We start from the raw sequence: 16,059 nt of genomic DNA, 5'->3' as shown, positions 1-16,059 counted from the left end.
TCCTTCTTTTCACATGTGAAATTATTATTTTGATGCAGTCAGCGCAGCATGGCGCTGACTTGCCGGTTACTGAAATAATATCAGATTATTTGATATCGTTGTTGGTCTTGCCTGCACGGAACTGGGAAATATCATCCGTTTTCTTGGAAGCATCGTACAGGTTTGCTGCTGCTACATACATAGCTGCACATCTTACAAGGTCATCTTTGTAGGTGATCTCGTTCGGAGCATGAGCCTGGCTCTCAGCACCCGGGCCAAATCCTACGCACGGAATGCCGTAACGTCCCTGGATTGCAACACCGTTGGTGGAGAAGGTCCACTTATCGATCAGCGGACGGTTGCGGAGCTCCTTGGTGGAATCCGGTCCCATACGCTTGTCGCCGAACAGTGCAACATGAGCATCGTACAGAGCCTGTACATGTGCTGCGTTCTCTTTGTTGATCCAGGTCGGGAAGTAGCACTCGGTCTCATATACTTCGCCGGTCCATGACGGACGGTCGTACATGTACATGGAAACCTCTACGTCATCGCCGTATTTCTTTACGCTCGGCAGCTGACGGATCTCTTCCAGACAGGAATCCCAGGTCTCGCCTGCAGTCATACGACGGTCAACAGAGATTGCACAGCTATCTGCTACTGCACAGCGGCTCGGAGAGGTATAGAAAATCTGGGAAACGGTGCAGGTTCCTCTTCCAAGGAACTGAGCATCCTCGTAGTGCTCCGGATTGTATTTCGGGCTCAGCATCTTTACCAGACCCTTGATGTCGGTATCTTCGTCGCAGCCGTTGTTGTTCAGTGCGCGGATATCGGAAATGATGTCAGCCATCTTGTAGATTGCGTTGGAACCACGCTCCGGTGCGGAACCATGGCAGGAAACGCCCTTTACGTCTACACGAATCTCCATACGTCCGCGATGTCCACGGTAGATACCGCCATCGGTCGGCTCAGTAGAGATTACGAACTCCGGAACGATCTTGTCCTTGTTGTAGATGTACTGCCAGCACATACCGTCGCAGTCCTCTTCCTGTACGGAACCAACGATCATGATCTTGTAGCCCTCTGGAATGAGGTTTAAATCCTTCATGATCTTTGCGCCGTAAACAGCACTTGCCATACCGCCTTCCTGGTCGGAACCGCCGCGGCCGTAGATGATCTCGTCAGTCTCGTAGCCCTCGTACGGATCTGCTTCCCAGTTGTTGATGTTGCCGATACCTACGGTATCGATGTGGGAATCGATTGCGATGATCTTATCGCCTTCGCCCATCCAGCCGATTACGTTGCCAAGACCGTCTACTTCTACTTTATCGAAGTTTAATTTCTCCATCTCAGCCTTGATGCATGCTACAACTTCCTTCTCCTCGCAGCTCTCGCTCGGATGAGAGATCATGGCTCTCAAAAATGCAGTCATATCTGCACGGTATCCTTCTGCTGCTGATTTGATCTTTTCAAAATCAAGTCCCATTGTTTTACCCTCCTGAATGATATATGTTCTTGTTATATAGTTCTTATTGATCTGGTGCCGAAATCCTGTACCTGCTTAAACGGTCGGATACTCGCCGCCCCATACAATCTTTTTGTACTTGTCCGGATCGGTGTCTCCCTCGGTAGAGAACATCAGGACCTTACTGTCGCGGTTCAGCTCTAATGCATCGCGCAGCTCTTTGTATTCGTCGTCCTGCATGATGGTAGAGATCACACCCATACCAACAGCTCCGGACTCACCGGATACAACCTTCGGATCTCCCTTAACCGGAGCAGCCAGCATTCTCATACCCTTTGCTGCTACCCAGTCTGGGCAGGAAACGAATGCGGATACATGGTTTCTTAAGATATCCCAGCCAATGATGTTCGGCTCGCCGCATGCAAGACCGGCCATGATCGTCTGAAGGTCACCGCCAACGATGCGCGGCTCGCCATCTCCTGCAACTGCACCCTTGTACAGGCATGCTGCAGCGCCAGCTTCCATAACAACGAATTTCGGCGGATTTTCCGGATACAGGTTGGTGAAGTAACCAACTACTGCACCTGCAAGGCTTCCGACACCTGCCTGAACGAATACGTGGGTCGGACGGTTTACAGAAACCTCACGCAGCTGCTCTGCAGCCTCGCCTGCCATGCTTCCGTAACCCTGCATGATCCATGCCGGGATCTCCTCATAGCCTTCCCATGCGGTATCCTGAACGACTACACCGTGCGGGGTTGCTTCTGCCTCAGCTGCTGCCATACGTACACAGTCGTCGTAGTTGACTTCCTCGATGGTTACCTTAGCGCCCTCTTTTGCGATGTTGTCGAAGCGGGTCTTGGTGCTGCCCTTCGGCATATGTACAACTGCCTTCTGGCCCAGCTTGTTTGCTGCCCATGCAACGCCTCTGCCGTGGTTTCCGTCAGTAGCGGTAAAGAAGGTAGCCTGGCCAAACTCCTCACGGAATTTCTCGCTGGTCAGATAATCGTATGTCATCTCGGACACATCACGTCCCATCTCACTTGCGATGTAGCGTGCCATTGCGAAAGAACCGCCCAGCACCTTAAATGCGTTTAAGCCAAAGCGATAGCTCTCGTCCTTTACAAACAGACCGCCAAGGCCAAGACCCTCAGCCATACCGTCCAGCTTTGCGAGCGGGGTGATGGAATACTGTGGGAAGCTCTTGTGGAACTCACGCGCCTGTTTGATATTCTCAATGCTCATAACAGGCAGGCACTTGTCTTCGCTTTTCGGCATCTTGTTCAATGCCCAAAGAATTTTCTCCATGTTTACTCTCCTGACAAACTTTTTGTATTTGTTCAAACTTTTTGTTTGTTTCTATAGCTATCATAACACATTCTGGCTCTATGTCAAGTATGTACAAAACTTTTTTTTATTTTTTTCTCATTTTGTTCATCTATCATAAAACCAGAATATGTGAAAACCTATTTCTTCCTATAATATGTATCTTCTAACGGAAGGGACTTGCGGAACTTATGGTCCAGTGCATAATATGCGCCCTGGATCGCCGGTGCCGTCGGGATGGTTGCGATCTCGCCGATTCCCTTTGCTCCGTATGCCACACCGAGGAGTTCATCCTTCTCCACGTAAATGGCATGGATATCCGGGATCTGGGTGGAACGCAGAAGTCCCAGCGTGCCATACTTCACCTGCGGAACGCAGTCCTTTAACGGCCAGTCCTCCGTAAGTGCGTAACCCATACCCATGAGCACACCGCCCTCGATCTGGCCCTGGATGGAGATCGGGTTTACGACCTTTCCGGAATCGTGTGCGGCATAAACCTCTTTGACTTTTCCTTCGTCATCCAGGATCACGACATGGGTTGCGTAGCCATATGCAATGTGGCTCTTCGGGAACGGAACATCTGCGCCCAGCTTATCGGTCGGCTCAAAGTATTCATAGAAGAAATCGCGGCCTTCCAGCTTGCTTAAGTCTCCGCCAACCTCATCCATTGCCTCTTTTAACAGGGCAGAGGCACCGCGGACCGCTTCACCGGAAAGCAGCGTCTGGCGGGAACCGGATGTCGTTCCGGAATCCGGCGCATTCTCCGTGTTCGCTACCGCATTGCGGATCTTAGAAAGCGGAAGCCCGGTTGTCTGTGCTACAGCCTGGCAGAATACCGTCAGACATCCCTGCCCGATATCCGAAGCCGCGCAGTAGATCACGCAGACTCCATCCTCGATCACCAGTCTCGCACGGCCCTTATCCGGAAGTCCGACACCAACGCCGGCATTCTTCATGGCACAGGCGATTCCGGCATGATCCATATTCTTCTCGTAGACATCCTTCACCGCCTCCAGAGTCTCTTTCAATGCGGTGGAGCAGTCTGCAATCTGTCCGTTCGGAAGGACCTTTCCAGGTTCGATGGCATTGCGGTAACGGATCTCCCACGGGGTAATGCCGACCTTCTCTGCCAGCACATTGATCAGGGATTCCAGTGCAAACTCACTCTGGCATACGCCAAAGCCGCGGAACGCACCGGCCGGCGGGTTATTGGTATAGTAACCGTAACCGCGGATGTCTGTGTTCTGGTAACAGTACGGACCCACGGAATGGGTGCAGGCACGCTCCAGAACCGGTCCGCAAAGAGATGCATAAGCGCCGGTATCGAAATTGATCTCACAGTCCAGTCCGGTGAAAATACCGTTTTCGTCACAGCCCAGCGTAAAGGTTCCTTCCATGGCATGACGCTTCGGATGGAAGAATAAAGATTCCTGGCGGCTGAACTTTGCCTTTACCGGAATCTGGTATTTCCAGGCAGCCAGTGCTGCGATATGCTGGACGGAAACATCTTCTTTTCCACCAAAACCGCCGCCGATCAGCTGGTTTTCCACCACAATACGCTCCGGCTCCCAGCCAAACATAATGGCGGTCTCTTTTCTCGTATCAAACGCACCCTGATCGGTGCTTAAAATCTTGATGCCGTCCTTATAAGGGAATGCAATCGCGCATTCCGGCTCCAGAAATGCATGCTCCGTAAACGGAGTACGGAAGGAATCGGTTACCGTGTATTTGGACTCGGCAAGTGCTTTTGCCGCATCTCCGCGCACCACGTGGCGGGTCTGGCAGAGGTTTCCCTTCGAATGCACCTTCGGTGCATCTTCCCGTTTTGCATCTGCAATGCCCCTTACCGGCTCCAGTTCTTCATAATCGATCTTTACCAGTTTCTTCGCCTTATTTAAAATGTCTTCACTCTCAGCCACTACAAGGCAGATTGCATCGCCCACGCAGCGGGTAATATCTCCTTCTGCGATCATGACATCCCAGTCCTGCTGAATGTGTCCGACCTTATTGTTCGGAACATCGGCAGCAGTCAGCACACCAAGTACACCCGGAAGCGCTTCTGCTTTGGATGCGTCGATCTTTAAGACGCGGGCCCGCGGATATTTGCTGCGGACTGCAGATACATACGCCATATTGTCCATGACGATATCGTCCGGATATTTGCCGTAGCCTAAAACCTTCTTCCGGCCATCCACACGGAATGCGCGCTGGCCGACACCGTAAACATCGCCCTTTTCCAGATCTTCATCGATAGCGGCGTCTCCCCGGAGAATGGCTGCAACCAGCTGGATTCCTTCGATGATCTTTTTGTAGCCGGTACAGCGGCAGATATTTCCCCGCAGGGCATATTTAATATCCTCTTCCGTCGGATTTAAATTTTTCTGCAGCAGCGCCGTACCTGCCATGACCATTCCCGGAATACAGAATCCACACTGCACGGCTCCCACCGAACCAAATGCGTATACAAATGCATCCTGCCATTCCTCGCTCAAGCCTTCTACGGTCAGAATGTTTTTCCCAACTGCTTTCCGGGTAGTCAGTACGCAGGACTTGACTGCTTTTCCGTCAATGACGATGGTGCAGGTACCGCAGGCACCCTCACTGCAGCCGTCCTTTACAGAAAACAGATGCAGATCGTCCCGCAGAAACCGAAGCAGCGGTTTATCTTCCTCCGTGCGCTGCACGCTGCCGTTTACTGTAAACTCAAATACTTCTCCCATTGATTTTCCTTCTCCTGTTCTAATTCGTTGCTGCTTAGGCGTTGCGCAAACAGCAGCTCTCATTACTTTGCCGCAAAGATACCGTCTGCATCATGGAGCACTCCGCGCGGACATTTTGTCGCGCACATGCCGCATGCAATGCATTTTTCCCGGTCGATCACTGCATGGAAACCGATCACATGGATCGCATCGGACGGACAGTATTTTTCACAGATCTTACAGCCGATACAGCTGGACGTACATGCCTTTCCGGCTTCTGCCGCTTTCTGTTCATTGGAACATTTCGGCTGAATGGTTCCCTCCGGTGCCTCCAGACGGATCAGATGCTTCGGACAGGCCTTGACGCAAAGTCCGCATCCGACACAAATTTCCCGGTCAACCTCGGCAACTCCTTTTTCATTGATGGAAAGTGCATGCAGCCTGCAGGCTGCCACACAGCTTCCGCCTCCTAAGCATCCATAGCTGCAGCTTAGGATCCCATCGGGATACTGTTCCATGATCTGGCTGCAGTCCTTCGGCAGCGATGCACGGTCAATGCCTTCGTTCAGTCTTGCCCCGCCTGCACAGTGAACCACTGCAATATGTTTCTTTCTTTTCATGTAAACCCCTAACTCCTTCTTGCGCTGCCATGCACGTAAGGGGTGCACGGCAGCGGATAAATTCCCGAAAAACAGCTTCCAGGTCCTATGTGATTTCAAATTAGCGGATCAGGTATGCGTAATCCTTTAATACGGTACGGATCACTGCCACTGCATCTGCAGGCAGATCTGTCTCCTGTGCAACATCAACGGTCTCAACCTTGCCATCCAGACGAACCTTCACCTGAGTTCCATCAAGCACCAAAAAGCCCTCGTTGGTGCTGTCAAGGAAATCCTCTTCCGTCCAGTATAAAGTGAATTTATCTTTGTAAGGTCTTCCTCCCTTGTATGGGCAGAATACTTCGCAGTTGCCGCACTCATTACACATGCCATCCACATGGATGATCTGTGCTTTGCACTTGCCAGGTACATGGATCGCCACGTTTGCACGGTTCGGGCAGACATCGGTACATACCTCACATACCGTCGGACAGCCTAAGCAGCGGTCATCCGGAGTCTTTTTGGTATCACGGCTCTGGACACCCTTCTTAGCAGTGTACATCTTCTCGTCTGCTGCGATATTCTCCTCAGCGTATTTATCGTAGCTGATGCCTGCGATCGCTGCTGCTGCTTTTGCGGAATCTGCAATTGCCTCCACAACCGTAGCAGGTCCTCTTCTGGAATCACCAACCGCATAAACACCTGCCTCGGTAGTCATCATGTTTCCATCTACTACCGGACGTCCCTTTGCATCCATCTCGATGCCAAGTTCTGCATACAGGCTGGTATCGATGGTCTCACCGATTGCTGCGATGATGGTGTCTGCCGGATACTCTTCGGTCTTTCCGGTGTCTACCGGAGATCTTCTGCCGGAAGCATCCGGAGCACCAAGCTCCATAACGGAACATTTCAGTTTGCCGTTCTCTGCGCCGACCGGTGCCAGCAGTTCTAAGAACTCTACGCCATCCTCGATCGCTAACTGTAACTCTTCCTCATCTGCCGGCATGTAACGTTTGGTTCTGCGGTAGATCAGGCGGACATGTTCTACACCCGGAATGCGTTTTGCTGCTCTTGCAACGTCCATCGCGGTGTTGCCGCCGCCAAGAACCACTACATCCTTGCCGATATTCATGGATGCGCCGTTCTTCTTCGCCTCCATTAAGAACTCCAGGGCATCGGTTACTTCGCCGTATGCAAGCGGAGATCTGCCCGGCTTCCATGCACCGATGGAAACGATGACATCGGTGTAACCCTCTGCCTTTAATGCTTTTACGGAAGTGATCTCTGCACCAAGTTTAAACTCTGCGCCGTATGCCTTGCACAGCTCTACATCCTTGTCGATGGAATCTGCACCGATACGGAACTCCGGAATCACGTTGCGTACCACGCCGCCCAGCTGCTCTTTGCGCTCAAATACGGTTACAGCTACACCTGCACGGGAAAGGAAGGTTGCTGCTGCCAGACCTGCCGGGCCGCCGCCGATGATGGCAACCTTCTTGCCCTCTACGCTGCCGCTCACCTTCAGGGCCGGAAGGATCTCGTTGTAAGCCTGGCTTGCTGCTGCCAGCTTGGTCTCGCGGATATGCAAGGTCTCCTCATAGTAGTTTCTCATGCACTTGTCTCCGCAGTGATGCGGGCAGATCGTACCGGTGATGAACGGAAGCGGGTTGCGCTCTAAGATGATCTCCAGTGCCTTCTTCGCGTCACCGTCTACCATAGCCTGTAAGTAAGCCGGGATATCCTGCTCGATCGGACAGCCGCCTCGGCACGGTGCATTGAAGCAGTCAAACAGAGGAAGCTTCTTATCTACGTGACGCTCCGGAAGCGGTTTCACCGGTTTTTTGTACATTGCCTTTGCTTCTACGCCGTCATCGATGGCTGCCAGTGCTGCCACATTTACGCCAGAGAAGCGCTCGCTGCCGCACTCCATCAGCTCATCTGCGATCTGGCTCATTCTCTGGTAGCCGCCCGGCTTTAAGATGTTGGTAGCCATGGTGATTGGCCAGATACCTGCGTCAAACAGCTCTTTGATGTTCTCGATGGTTGCGCCGCCGGAGTAGGAGATACGCAGCTTGCCCTGGAACTCATCCGTCAGAAGGCGTGCTACATGGATACTTAACGGGAACAATGCACGTCCTGCCATGTACATCTCGTTGCTCGGAAGCTCGTTTCTGGTTACGTCTACCGGGAAGGTGTTTGTGATCTTCACGCCGAACTCCAGCCCCTTCTCCTGGCAGAGGTCATACAGTCTGTGCAGCATCGGAACTGCGTCAGCCCACTGCAGATCCTCTAAGAAGTGATGATCGTCGAAAGCGATGTAATCGAATCCAAGACCATCCAGACGTTTTCTTGCGTACTCATAACCAAGAAGAGTCGGGTTGCACTTGATGAAGGTGTTTAAGTGCTTCTCTGTGATCAGGTAGGTTGCGATACGCTCAATCTCTGCTGGCGGGCAGCCGTGCAGGGTGGACTCGGTGATGGAGTTGGAAACGTTGGAGCTGATGTTTCTGATGTACTCCTCATCTACGTTCTTGAACTCGTTCACGTGCTCTAATGCCCAATTGATGCACTCTTTGAAGACTTCGGTATCCTTTGCCTCAATCATATCGTTGATGTACTTGTCAACCTCGGGGACTTGATGCCCTCCAGGTCATAACCAACGGACATATTGAATACGAAGCCATCCGGATCGCCAAGTCCATACTCTTTTGCGATCAGCTTACATGCAACCCATGCTTTTACGTACTCCGCGTATGCCTGCGGAACGTACAGCTCGGTAGACCACTCACAGTTGTAGCACTCATCCCCTGCAATGATACACGGGCGGTTGATGCATGCTGCCAGTTCTGCGCCATCCATGACCTGAACGGTCTTTAACTCGAAGAAACGGGAGCCAGCCGCATAAGCTGCTACAATGTTCTGTGCCAGCTGGCTGTTCGGGCCTGCTGCCGGACCAAACGGAGATTCGATCTTCTCTTCAAAGATCGGCAGTGCCTGTCCGTTCTCATGTTTTACAAGTTTCTCGATGCCGAAGATGCTCTTTTTCTGCTCATACTCGGACATGATCCAGTGCATCAGGTGATCGATCGTCATTGGTCTCATAATTTCGCTCATGTTATCCTCCTGCCGGAAGCCATTTGTTTAACCCTTGCTTCCTTATATATGTTTTTGCATGATTTATTTTGTATGGCCAACACAGTCATCTGTGCTGACCGGATCAAACGTTGTTTCTGTTTCCAGATTAATATACTCTGTGGTTTAATTTGCCCCAGAGCTTTTTACTCTGCTCCATGGTCCATGCGTTAATCTTGTCCTCATCCAGGTTTACAAACTCTCTGTCTTTATAGAGAACCTTACCGTTGATGATGGTGGTACGGCAGTTCTTGCCTTCCATGCCAAAGATCATGTGGCCGTCGATATTCTCATCAGAGAACGGGGTGAATGGCTTGTAGTCCATAATGATGACATCGGCTGCTGCACCCTCTTTTAAGATGCCAAGCGTCTTGCCGAAATATTTCTCAGCGATAATGCGGTTATTCTCAAACTGCATCTTCACATCCTCACACCATGCTACGTTCGGCAGCATTGCGTTATGACGCTGGATGGTTAAGAATGCCTTCATGCTCTCTAACATGTCGTGGGTGTAAGCATCGGTACCCATACCAACCGTGATTCCCTTAGCCATCATCTGCAGAACCGGGGAGCAGCCTACGGCGTTGCCTGGTTGGACTGCGGGTTGTTGACTACCATGGTACCGGTCTCCTTGATGATATCCATCTCAGCCGGGCTGATGTGGATGCAGTGGCCAAGCATGGTCTTTTCGCCCAGAATGCCGTTGTACAAGAGACGGTTTACCGGACGGCAGCCGTAATTTCTCAAGCTGTCATAAACATCGTTCATGCCCTCGGCTACATGGATATGGAAGCCGGTCATGCCGTTATTGGCTTCTACCATCTTCTCGAAGGTCTTATCCGAAATGGTAAACAGGGCGTGTCCGCCGAACATCGCCTTGATCATGCTGTCGTCAGCATCTTTCGCCCACTTCGCAAAATCCGCATTTTCTTTGATGCTCTGTGCGGTCTTCTCCTCGCCGTCACGCTCGGAAACCTCGTAGCAGAGGCAGGAACGGATGCCTGCTTCTTTTACGACATCGCGGATCGCGAACAGGGAACCCGGGATCTCTCCAAAGCTTGCATGGTGGTCGAAGATCGTGGTCACGCCATCGCGGATACTGTCTAACACAGTTGCCCATGCACAGGCTCTGGTTCCGTCTAAGTCGAGCTGGCGGTCAATTGCCCACCAGGTGCCTTCCAGCACTTCCAGGAAGTTGGTCGGGTTGTTTCCAACGATGGAAAGGCCGCGTGCCAGACCAGAATAAATGTGAGTGTGCGCATTGATCAGACCAGGCATGATCACACCGCCGTGGGCATCCACAAACTCTGCTTCCGGATACTTCTGTTTCATATCCTCAAAGCTTCCTACCTCTTTGATATTCTCCCCATCGGTTACGACCGCACCATTCTCCAGGTACGGATTTGCATGGTTTCTTGTGATAACTCTTCCGTTTCCTATAAGTAACATTAATATACCTCCTGCTATAAATTAGTTAATTTAATCATTTCTTCTTGCATTCTGTTTTTTGGCTTGTTATAATAATTAACGCCAAACAAATTGTATGATTGACTTATTTCCTGTCATTCACTATCAGAAAGGAGCGAACCATGGATAAAAACACCATTGATTTTTACACCCGCCTGGCCCACGGCCTCGCTGCCCAGTTCGGTTCCAACTGCGAGATCGTCGTACACGATCTGGAAAGCATGATGTGGAGCACTCCATTGTTGCCATTGAAAACGGCTACATCAGCGGCCGGCAACTCGGCGATGGTCCTTCTCACATTGTTCTGGAATCCTTGCAGAACGGAGAAAAACACACCGAAGACAAACTTGCCTACTTAACCAAGACCAAGGATGGAAAAATTTTAAAATCCAGTACCATTTACATTCGCAATCCCAAAGGAAAGATCACCGGGATTCTGAGCATCAACTACGATATCACCATTCTGCTGGCAGCACAGACCCATATCCAGAGCCTGACTGCTACCGCTTCCAATGATTCGGAAGACTCCGGTCCGGAGACCGTTTCCATGAATGTTACTGACCTTCTGGACGAACTGATCGACCAGGCATTTAAACGCATCGGCAAACCTGCCGCTGTTATGACCAAGGACGATAAAGTTCAGTTTATCCGTCTTTTGAACGACGCCGGTGCATTCCTCATCACAAAATCCGGCCAGCGTGTGTGCCAGATCTTATGCATCTCCAAGTTCACACTCTATAGTTACTTAAACGAGATCAAAGCCGAAGAAGAAGCTTCTGATTCCTCTAAAACAAAAGCCGAACAGGATTCTTAACTGTTCGGCTTTCTTTGTGTCTCTTATCATCCCAGATCTTATTCTTCCGGCGGAAGCGTCAGATTTAAGATGATCGCCATGATCGTTGCCACTACCACGGACGAACTTCCAAATACGGTGTTGATCCACGCCGGGATTCCAGGGCCCTGCAGGCATCCGGATACCTGGGTAATACCAACGCCAAGTGCTACTGACATACCAACTACGGTAGTCTTTCTTGCAGTCATGCCATCTTTGGTGAACAGACGCACACCGGTCATTGCGATCTGCGCAAATACGGAAAGCGTAGCGCCGCCGATTACACACTGCGGAATGGTGGTCAGTGCTGCAGAGAGGCCAGGAATCAGGCCTGCTACCAGAAGCACTGCTGCAGATACCGCGAAGATCACGCGGTTTACTACTTTGTTCATGGTTACGATGCCCACGTTCTGGCTGTAGGAAGCTGTCGGCAGTGCTCCAAAGAACGCGCCTACGATACTTGCAACACCCTGAACCAGGATACCGCCCTGAAGCTCATTGTCTGTCGGGACACGATCCATACCGCCTACGGTCGTAGAGGTAAGATCACCGATCGTCTGCACTGCATTGACTGCGTACACGATAGCCAGGGAAGCACAGGCTGCCGGAGCAAATTCAATTTTGAAGTGCATCAGCTGCGGGAATGCCACAACAGAGGTGGTATTCAGCACATTGGTGAAATCCACCATGCCCAGAAACAAAGATACTACATAACCAACGATAATACCGAAGAAAAGGGAACCCAGCTTCAAAACGCCCTTTGTAAAGTTGTTCAGGAATAAAACAACTGCAAATGTTAAAAGCGCAATGAACCAGTTCTTTAAACCACCAAATTCCGGATGTCCGGAACCGCCTGCCATATAACGGATTGCCGTCGGATACAGGGAAAGACCGATGGTAAAGATAACCGTACCGGTAACGATGTCCGGGAACAGTTTCCGGATCTGCTTTACAAAGACCGCGAAAACGATTGCGACAACACCGCCAACAATCTGCGCGCCCATAATCGCGCCAATGCCAAACTCACCGCCGATGGCAGTCAGAGTCGGTACGTAAGCAAAACTGGTACCCATGATAACCGGAAGTGCCGCACCAATTTTATGGAACAGCGGAAACAGCTGCAAAAATGTCGCCAGCGCGGTGAAAATAAGCGCTGCCTGGATCATCATGGTCTTCTCCTCATCGGTCAGACCGCATACCCCTGCGATGATCATGGACGGTGTGATAACACCGACGATTGCTGCCAGAACGTGTTGTAAACTTAACGGAATCAGCTTGGATGTTTCCGGTGCTTTTCCATAAAAGTCAAACAATACGTTCCCGTTTCCGGTTTCTTTTGTTTTCTCCTTCATGCTTTTTTTGAGGTACAAACGAACGGGACTGTTCATTCTGTCCGTAGCAACAAAAGAAACAGATATTCAGCTTGAGCAACGAGTCCGGCCCCCAACCAGACTTCAGTCCGTCTGCGCCTCCCCTCCTTACTTTTTTTTATTTTTGCTAAATATATTTTTGCTAACTTCATCATAACATATTATTAGGGAAATGCAAGTGTTTTATATAATTTTTTCTCAAATTCGTCTGTTTTTTTGTGCTCATTGTATACCAGCAACAGCCCGGATTGTTTTTTTTCGAGACATAACCTTACTTTTTGTACATTTTTCTACGATCAGCTTTTTTAATGGGGGAGATAAAAGAAAAAAAACAGGGGAAAAAGCTCCGGCAGACCAGTGGCTTCTTCGACCTGTTTTCTTATTTTTTTAATAACAGACAAAAATTGTATTATTTTGTTATGAATTTAACCAACTGCAAGGACAATTCCGCCGTCACCGGCATACACGGTTGCAACTCCGGCTGTATCTGTGATCACGATGTCCCGGTAATTGCCGCGTTTTTCCAGCTCTGCCTTCACCTGCAGCGCACGCTCCGGACAGTTCACGTGGGCGATCACCGCACGCTTTTCTTCCGGCTTTCCGGCACGTTTTGTAGCAAGCTCACACATACGGGCAAGGCCTTTTGCAATGCCACGCGCCTGATCCAGTTTAATAATAACGCCATGGTCTGCCCCCATGACCGGTTTGATATTTAATGCTGTCGCGAAAAATGCCTGCAGACCGGTGAGACGCCCATTCTTGCGCAGCGGCTCTAATGTATCGATGACAAAATACGTCTGCTGCTCATCGCGCATGGCCAGGATCCGCTTTGAGATTTCCTCAAAGCCAAGACCCTCCTCATACATATCGCAGATTGCAAGTGCCTCGTTGAGTTCCCCGGCTGAAGCCGATTCCGAATCGATGACAAGAATGTTCTTGCTTCCCACTCCATGCTCTTCCTCATAAAGCTGCTTTCCAAGCACTGCACTGTTATAAGTACCGCTCAAATGGCTGGACAGGGTAATGATATAAACATCATCTGCATCGCACTCACAGGCTTTCTTGAATGCCTCCGGAGAAGGACAGGCTGTCTTCGGGCAGTTTGGACTTGCCTTCACCATAGCAATAAATGCCTTCTGGTCAAATGTTTCATCGTCGATCACCATATGATCATCTACCTGAAGTGTCAGGGGAATCATTTCAAACCGCGGATCTTTTTTTAATTCCTCTGTCAGATCCAGGCAGCTGTCACCAAAAATCTTATAGCTCATATTCTTCCTCCGAATCCCGGCTGCCGTCCGTATCATTTACAGTCAGCAGCGTATACTCTATCTTACATGGTTTTTATTACTACTTATTATAGCATAGTTTACTGATAATGCAAGCAAGACCAGACATCCGAAAAATATCATTGTGACTTTTCCTTCCTTATGTTAAAATTTTAATATTGCTATGCACCCTGCTTCCCACACAGTCACATAGCACTTATAACATAAGGAGGATTTTTTCATGGAAGTTATCAAACTGATCGGTGTCCTGATCGTCATCGTCGGCTTTATCTTAAAGCTTGATACTCTTGCCGTTGTTGTCGTTGCCGGACTTGCGACTGGACTCGTAGCCGGTATGAGTCCGATGCAGATTCTTGACACACTCGGCACTGCATTCATCACGAACCGCACTGCCACCCTGTTCATTCTCACACTGCCGGTTATCGGTCTTTGTGAGCGAAACGGCTTAAAAGACAAGGCTGTGGACTTTATCACATCCTTAAAGAATGCAACAACCGGCCGCCTGATCGCCATCTGGCAGATCATCCGTACCATCGCCTCTGCATTTTCCCTTCGTATCGGCGGACATCCGCAGTTCATCCGCCCACTCATCAACCAATGGCGCAGGCCGCTGCTGTGGTGCAATATGGCAAATTAGATGAGAAAACCGAGGATGCGATCAAGGGCATGTGTGCCGGCAGTGAAAACTACGGCAACTTCTTCGCACAGAACTGCTTCATGGGTTCATCTGGAACGCTTCTCATTGTCTCTACCTTATCGGAGCAGGGCTACCCGGTCGATGCCCTTCAGATTGCCGGACAGTCTGTTCCGGTCGCAGTACTTTCTGTGGTGGTAGGTGTGATCTACGCCCTGATCTTTGACCAGATCTTAAAACGCCGGTTCGCAGACCGGAAGAAACAGGAGGGAAAGTAATATGACCTGGACCGTAAGCACTATCATTGCAGAAATCTTTTACTGCATCATCGGCCTTTTCTTCGTTTCCAACGGCGTTAAGGCATTAAAGGATCCGGACTGCGCTAAGCGTCATAGCACTGCGCTGTTCTGGTTCATCCTGGCATTCACCTTCATCGCCGGAGCATATCTTCCGCGCTGGATCACCGGTGCCTGTGTGGTGCTGATGGCAGCACTCACCGCCTTCCGGCTGGTAGCTCCTTCCAAAAGCGATGTTCCAAGTGCCGGGGAAACCCGCAAGGCAGCTGACAAGATCGGTTACTCTGTATTTATCCCGCCGCTTACCCTGGCTGTCAGTGCAGTTCTGGTTGCAACCTTCTTAAAGGTTCTCGGTGCAAACAACGCCATCGGCATTTCCGGTGCGATCGCCCTGGTCGTAGCACTCCTGCTCTTTAAGACCACGCCATCCTACGCAGTTACCGACGGAACCCGCCTGGTGGACAATGTCGGTGTCACCGGCATCCTGCCACAGGTTCTGGCTGCACTTGGTTCCCTGTTCACCGCAGCAGGCGTCGGCGATGTCATCGCACACGGTGTCAGCGCAGTCATCCCGGCCGGCAACCTGTTCGCAGCAACCGCCGTTTACTGTATCGCCATGGCCCTCTTCACCATGATCATGGGCAACGGCTTTGCAGCCTTCTCCGTGATCACCGTTGGTATCGGTATCCCGTTTCTGATCGCCCAGGGCGCAAACCCGGTGGTAGTTGGTGCACTGGGACTGACTGCAGGCTACTGCGGAACCCTTATGACACCGATGGCTGCAAACTTTAACATTGTCCCGGTAGCTCTGCTGGAAACAAAAAGCAAATATGCAGTCATCAAATCCCAGCTTCCGGTGGCACTCACCATGCTGGTGCTCCATATCCTGCTGATGTATTTTCTGGCATTCTGACTGCCCTGCCGCTTTGGAATCATGATCCAAGATAGATTCACAAAATGCAGAACAGAAACAC

General features: G+C 50.6%; 8 protein-coding genes and 3 pseudogenes. 3 read left to right on the top strand and 8 right to left on the bottom strand.

Annotated features, from left to right (window positions below; genetic code table 11):
• Positions 1-85 precede the first annotated feature (85 nt).
• The 6 genes and pseudogenes from DXA97_RS06045 to ssnA form a co-directional block, all read right to left on the bottom strand.
• Positions 86-1,462, bottom strand: coding sequence for a YgeY family selenium metabolism-linked hydrolase (locus DXA97_RS06045; RefSeq protein WP_118708894.1), 1,377 nt, complete (start codon positions 1,460-1,462; stop codon positions 86-88).
• A 75-nt stretch (positions 1,463-1,537) separates the two neighbouring features.
• On the bottom strand, positions 1,538-2,749 hold the full coding sequence (dpaL, locus tag DXA97_RS06040) for a diaminopropionate ammonia-lyase (protein ID WP_118718918.1): 1,212 nt from the start codon (positions 2,747-2,749) through the stop codon (positions 1,538-1,540).
• Positions 2,750-2,907: 158 nt separating this feature from the next.
• Complete coding sequence (gene xdh / locus DXA97_RS06035) at positions 2,908-5,487, bottom strand: selenium-dependent xanthine dehydrogenase (protein WP_118718917.1); 2,580 nt, start codon at positions 5,485-5,487, stop codon at positions 2,908-2,910.
• Positions 5,488-5,549: 62 nt separating this feature from the next.
• The gene (locus DXA97_RS06030; protein ID WP_118718916.1) at positions 5,550-6,086 is read right to left on the bottom strand and encodes a 4Fe-4S binding protein; all 537 of its coding nucleotides are present in this window, start codon (positions 6,084-6,086) and stop codon (positions 5,550-5,552) included.
• Between the two features lie 100 nt (positions 6,087-6,186).
• Positions 6,187-9,179, bottom strand: a pseudogene (gene ygfK / locus DXA97_RS06025) (putative selenate reductase subunit YgfK).
• Between the two features lie 127 nt (positions 9,180-9,306).
• A pseudogene (gene ssnA / locus DXA97_RS06020) lies at positions 9,307-10,646 on the bottom strand (putative aminohydrolase SsnA).
• 244 nt (positions 10,647-10,890) lie between these two features.
• On the opposite strand from ssnA, the gene DXA97_RS06015 reads away from it, so the two are divergent.
• The gene (locus DXA97_RS06015) at positions 10,891-11,478 is read left to right on the top strand and encodes a helix-turn-helix transcriptional regulator (protein WP_347561477.1); all 588 of its coding nucleotides are present in this window, start codon (positions 10,891-10,893) and stop codon (positions 11,476-11,478) included.
• Positions 11,479-11,516: 38 nt separating this feature from the next.
• Here DXA97_RS06015 and DXA97_RS06010 read toward each other — a convergent pair whose 3' ends face one another.
• Together DXA97_RS06010 and DXA97_RS06005 are read right to left on the bottom strand one after the other, a co-directional pair.
• Complete coding sequence (locus tag DXA97_RS06010) at positions 11,517-12,848, bottom strand: solute carrier family 23 protein (protein WP_118542124.1); 1,332 nt, start codon at positions 12,846-12,848, stop codon at positions 11,517-11,519.
• Positions 12,849-13,291: 443 nt separating this feature from the next.
• Positions 13,292-14,137, bottom strand: coding sequence for a DegV family protein (locus tag DXA97_RS06005; protein WP_118718915.1), 846 nt, complete (start codon positions 14,135-14,137; stop codon positions 13,292-13,294).
• Between the two features lie 247 nt (positions 14,138-14,384).
• Here DXA97_RS06005 and DXA97_RS06000 point away from each other — a divergent pair.
• Positions 14,385-15,067 (top strand): annotated as a pseudogene (locus tag DXA97_RS06000) (DUF969 domain-containing protein).
• Position 15,068: 1 nt separating this feature from the next.
• Positions 15,069-15,998, top strand: coding sequence for a DUF979 domain-containing protein (locus DXA97_RS05995; RefSeq protein ID WP_118718914.1), 930 nt, complete (start codon positions 15,069-15,071; stop codon positions 15,996-15,998).
• Positions 15,999-16,059: the final 61 nt, after the last annotated feature.

The organism is Clostridium sp. OF09-36, from assembly GCF_003481985.1.
Classification (GTDB): domain Bacteria; phylum Bacillota; class Clostridia; order Lachnospirales; family Lachnospiraceae; genus Brotaphodocola.
This window is presented reverse-complemented; position numbering and strand designations above follow the sequence as displayed.

Coding starts and splice junctions, on each gene's coding strand:
- DXA97_RS06045 (WP_118708894.1), bottom strand. CDS start 1,462: ATGGGACTTGATTTTGAAAAGATCAAATCAGCAGCAGAAGGATACCGT.
- dpaL (WP_118718918.1), bottom strand. CDS start 2,749: ATGGAGAAAATTCTTTGGGCATTGAACAAGATGCCGAAAAGCGAAGAC.
- xdh (WP_118718917.1), bottom strand. CDS start 5,487: ATGGGAGAAGTATTTGAGTTTACAGTAAACGGCAGCGTGCAGCGCACG.
- DXA97_RS06030 (WP_118718916.1), bottom strand. CDS start 6,086: ATGAAAAGAAAGAAACATATTGCAGTGGTTCACTGTGCAGGCGGGGCA.
- DXA97_RS06010 (WP_118542124.1), bottom strand. CDS start 12,848: ATGAAGGAGAAAACAAAAGAAACCGGAAACGGGAACGTATTGTTTGAC.
- DXA97_RS06005 (WP_118718915.1), bottom strand. CDS start 14,137: ATGAGCTATAAGATTTTTGGTGACAGCTGCCTGGATCTGACAGAGGAA.
- DXA97_RS05995 (WP_118718914.1), top strand. CDS start 15,069: ATGACCTGGACCGTAAGCACTATCATTGCAGAAATCTTTTACTGCATC.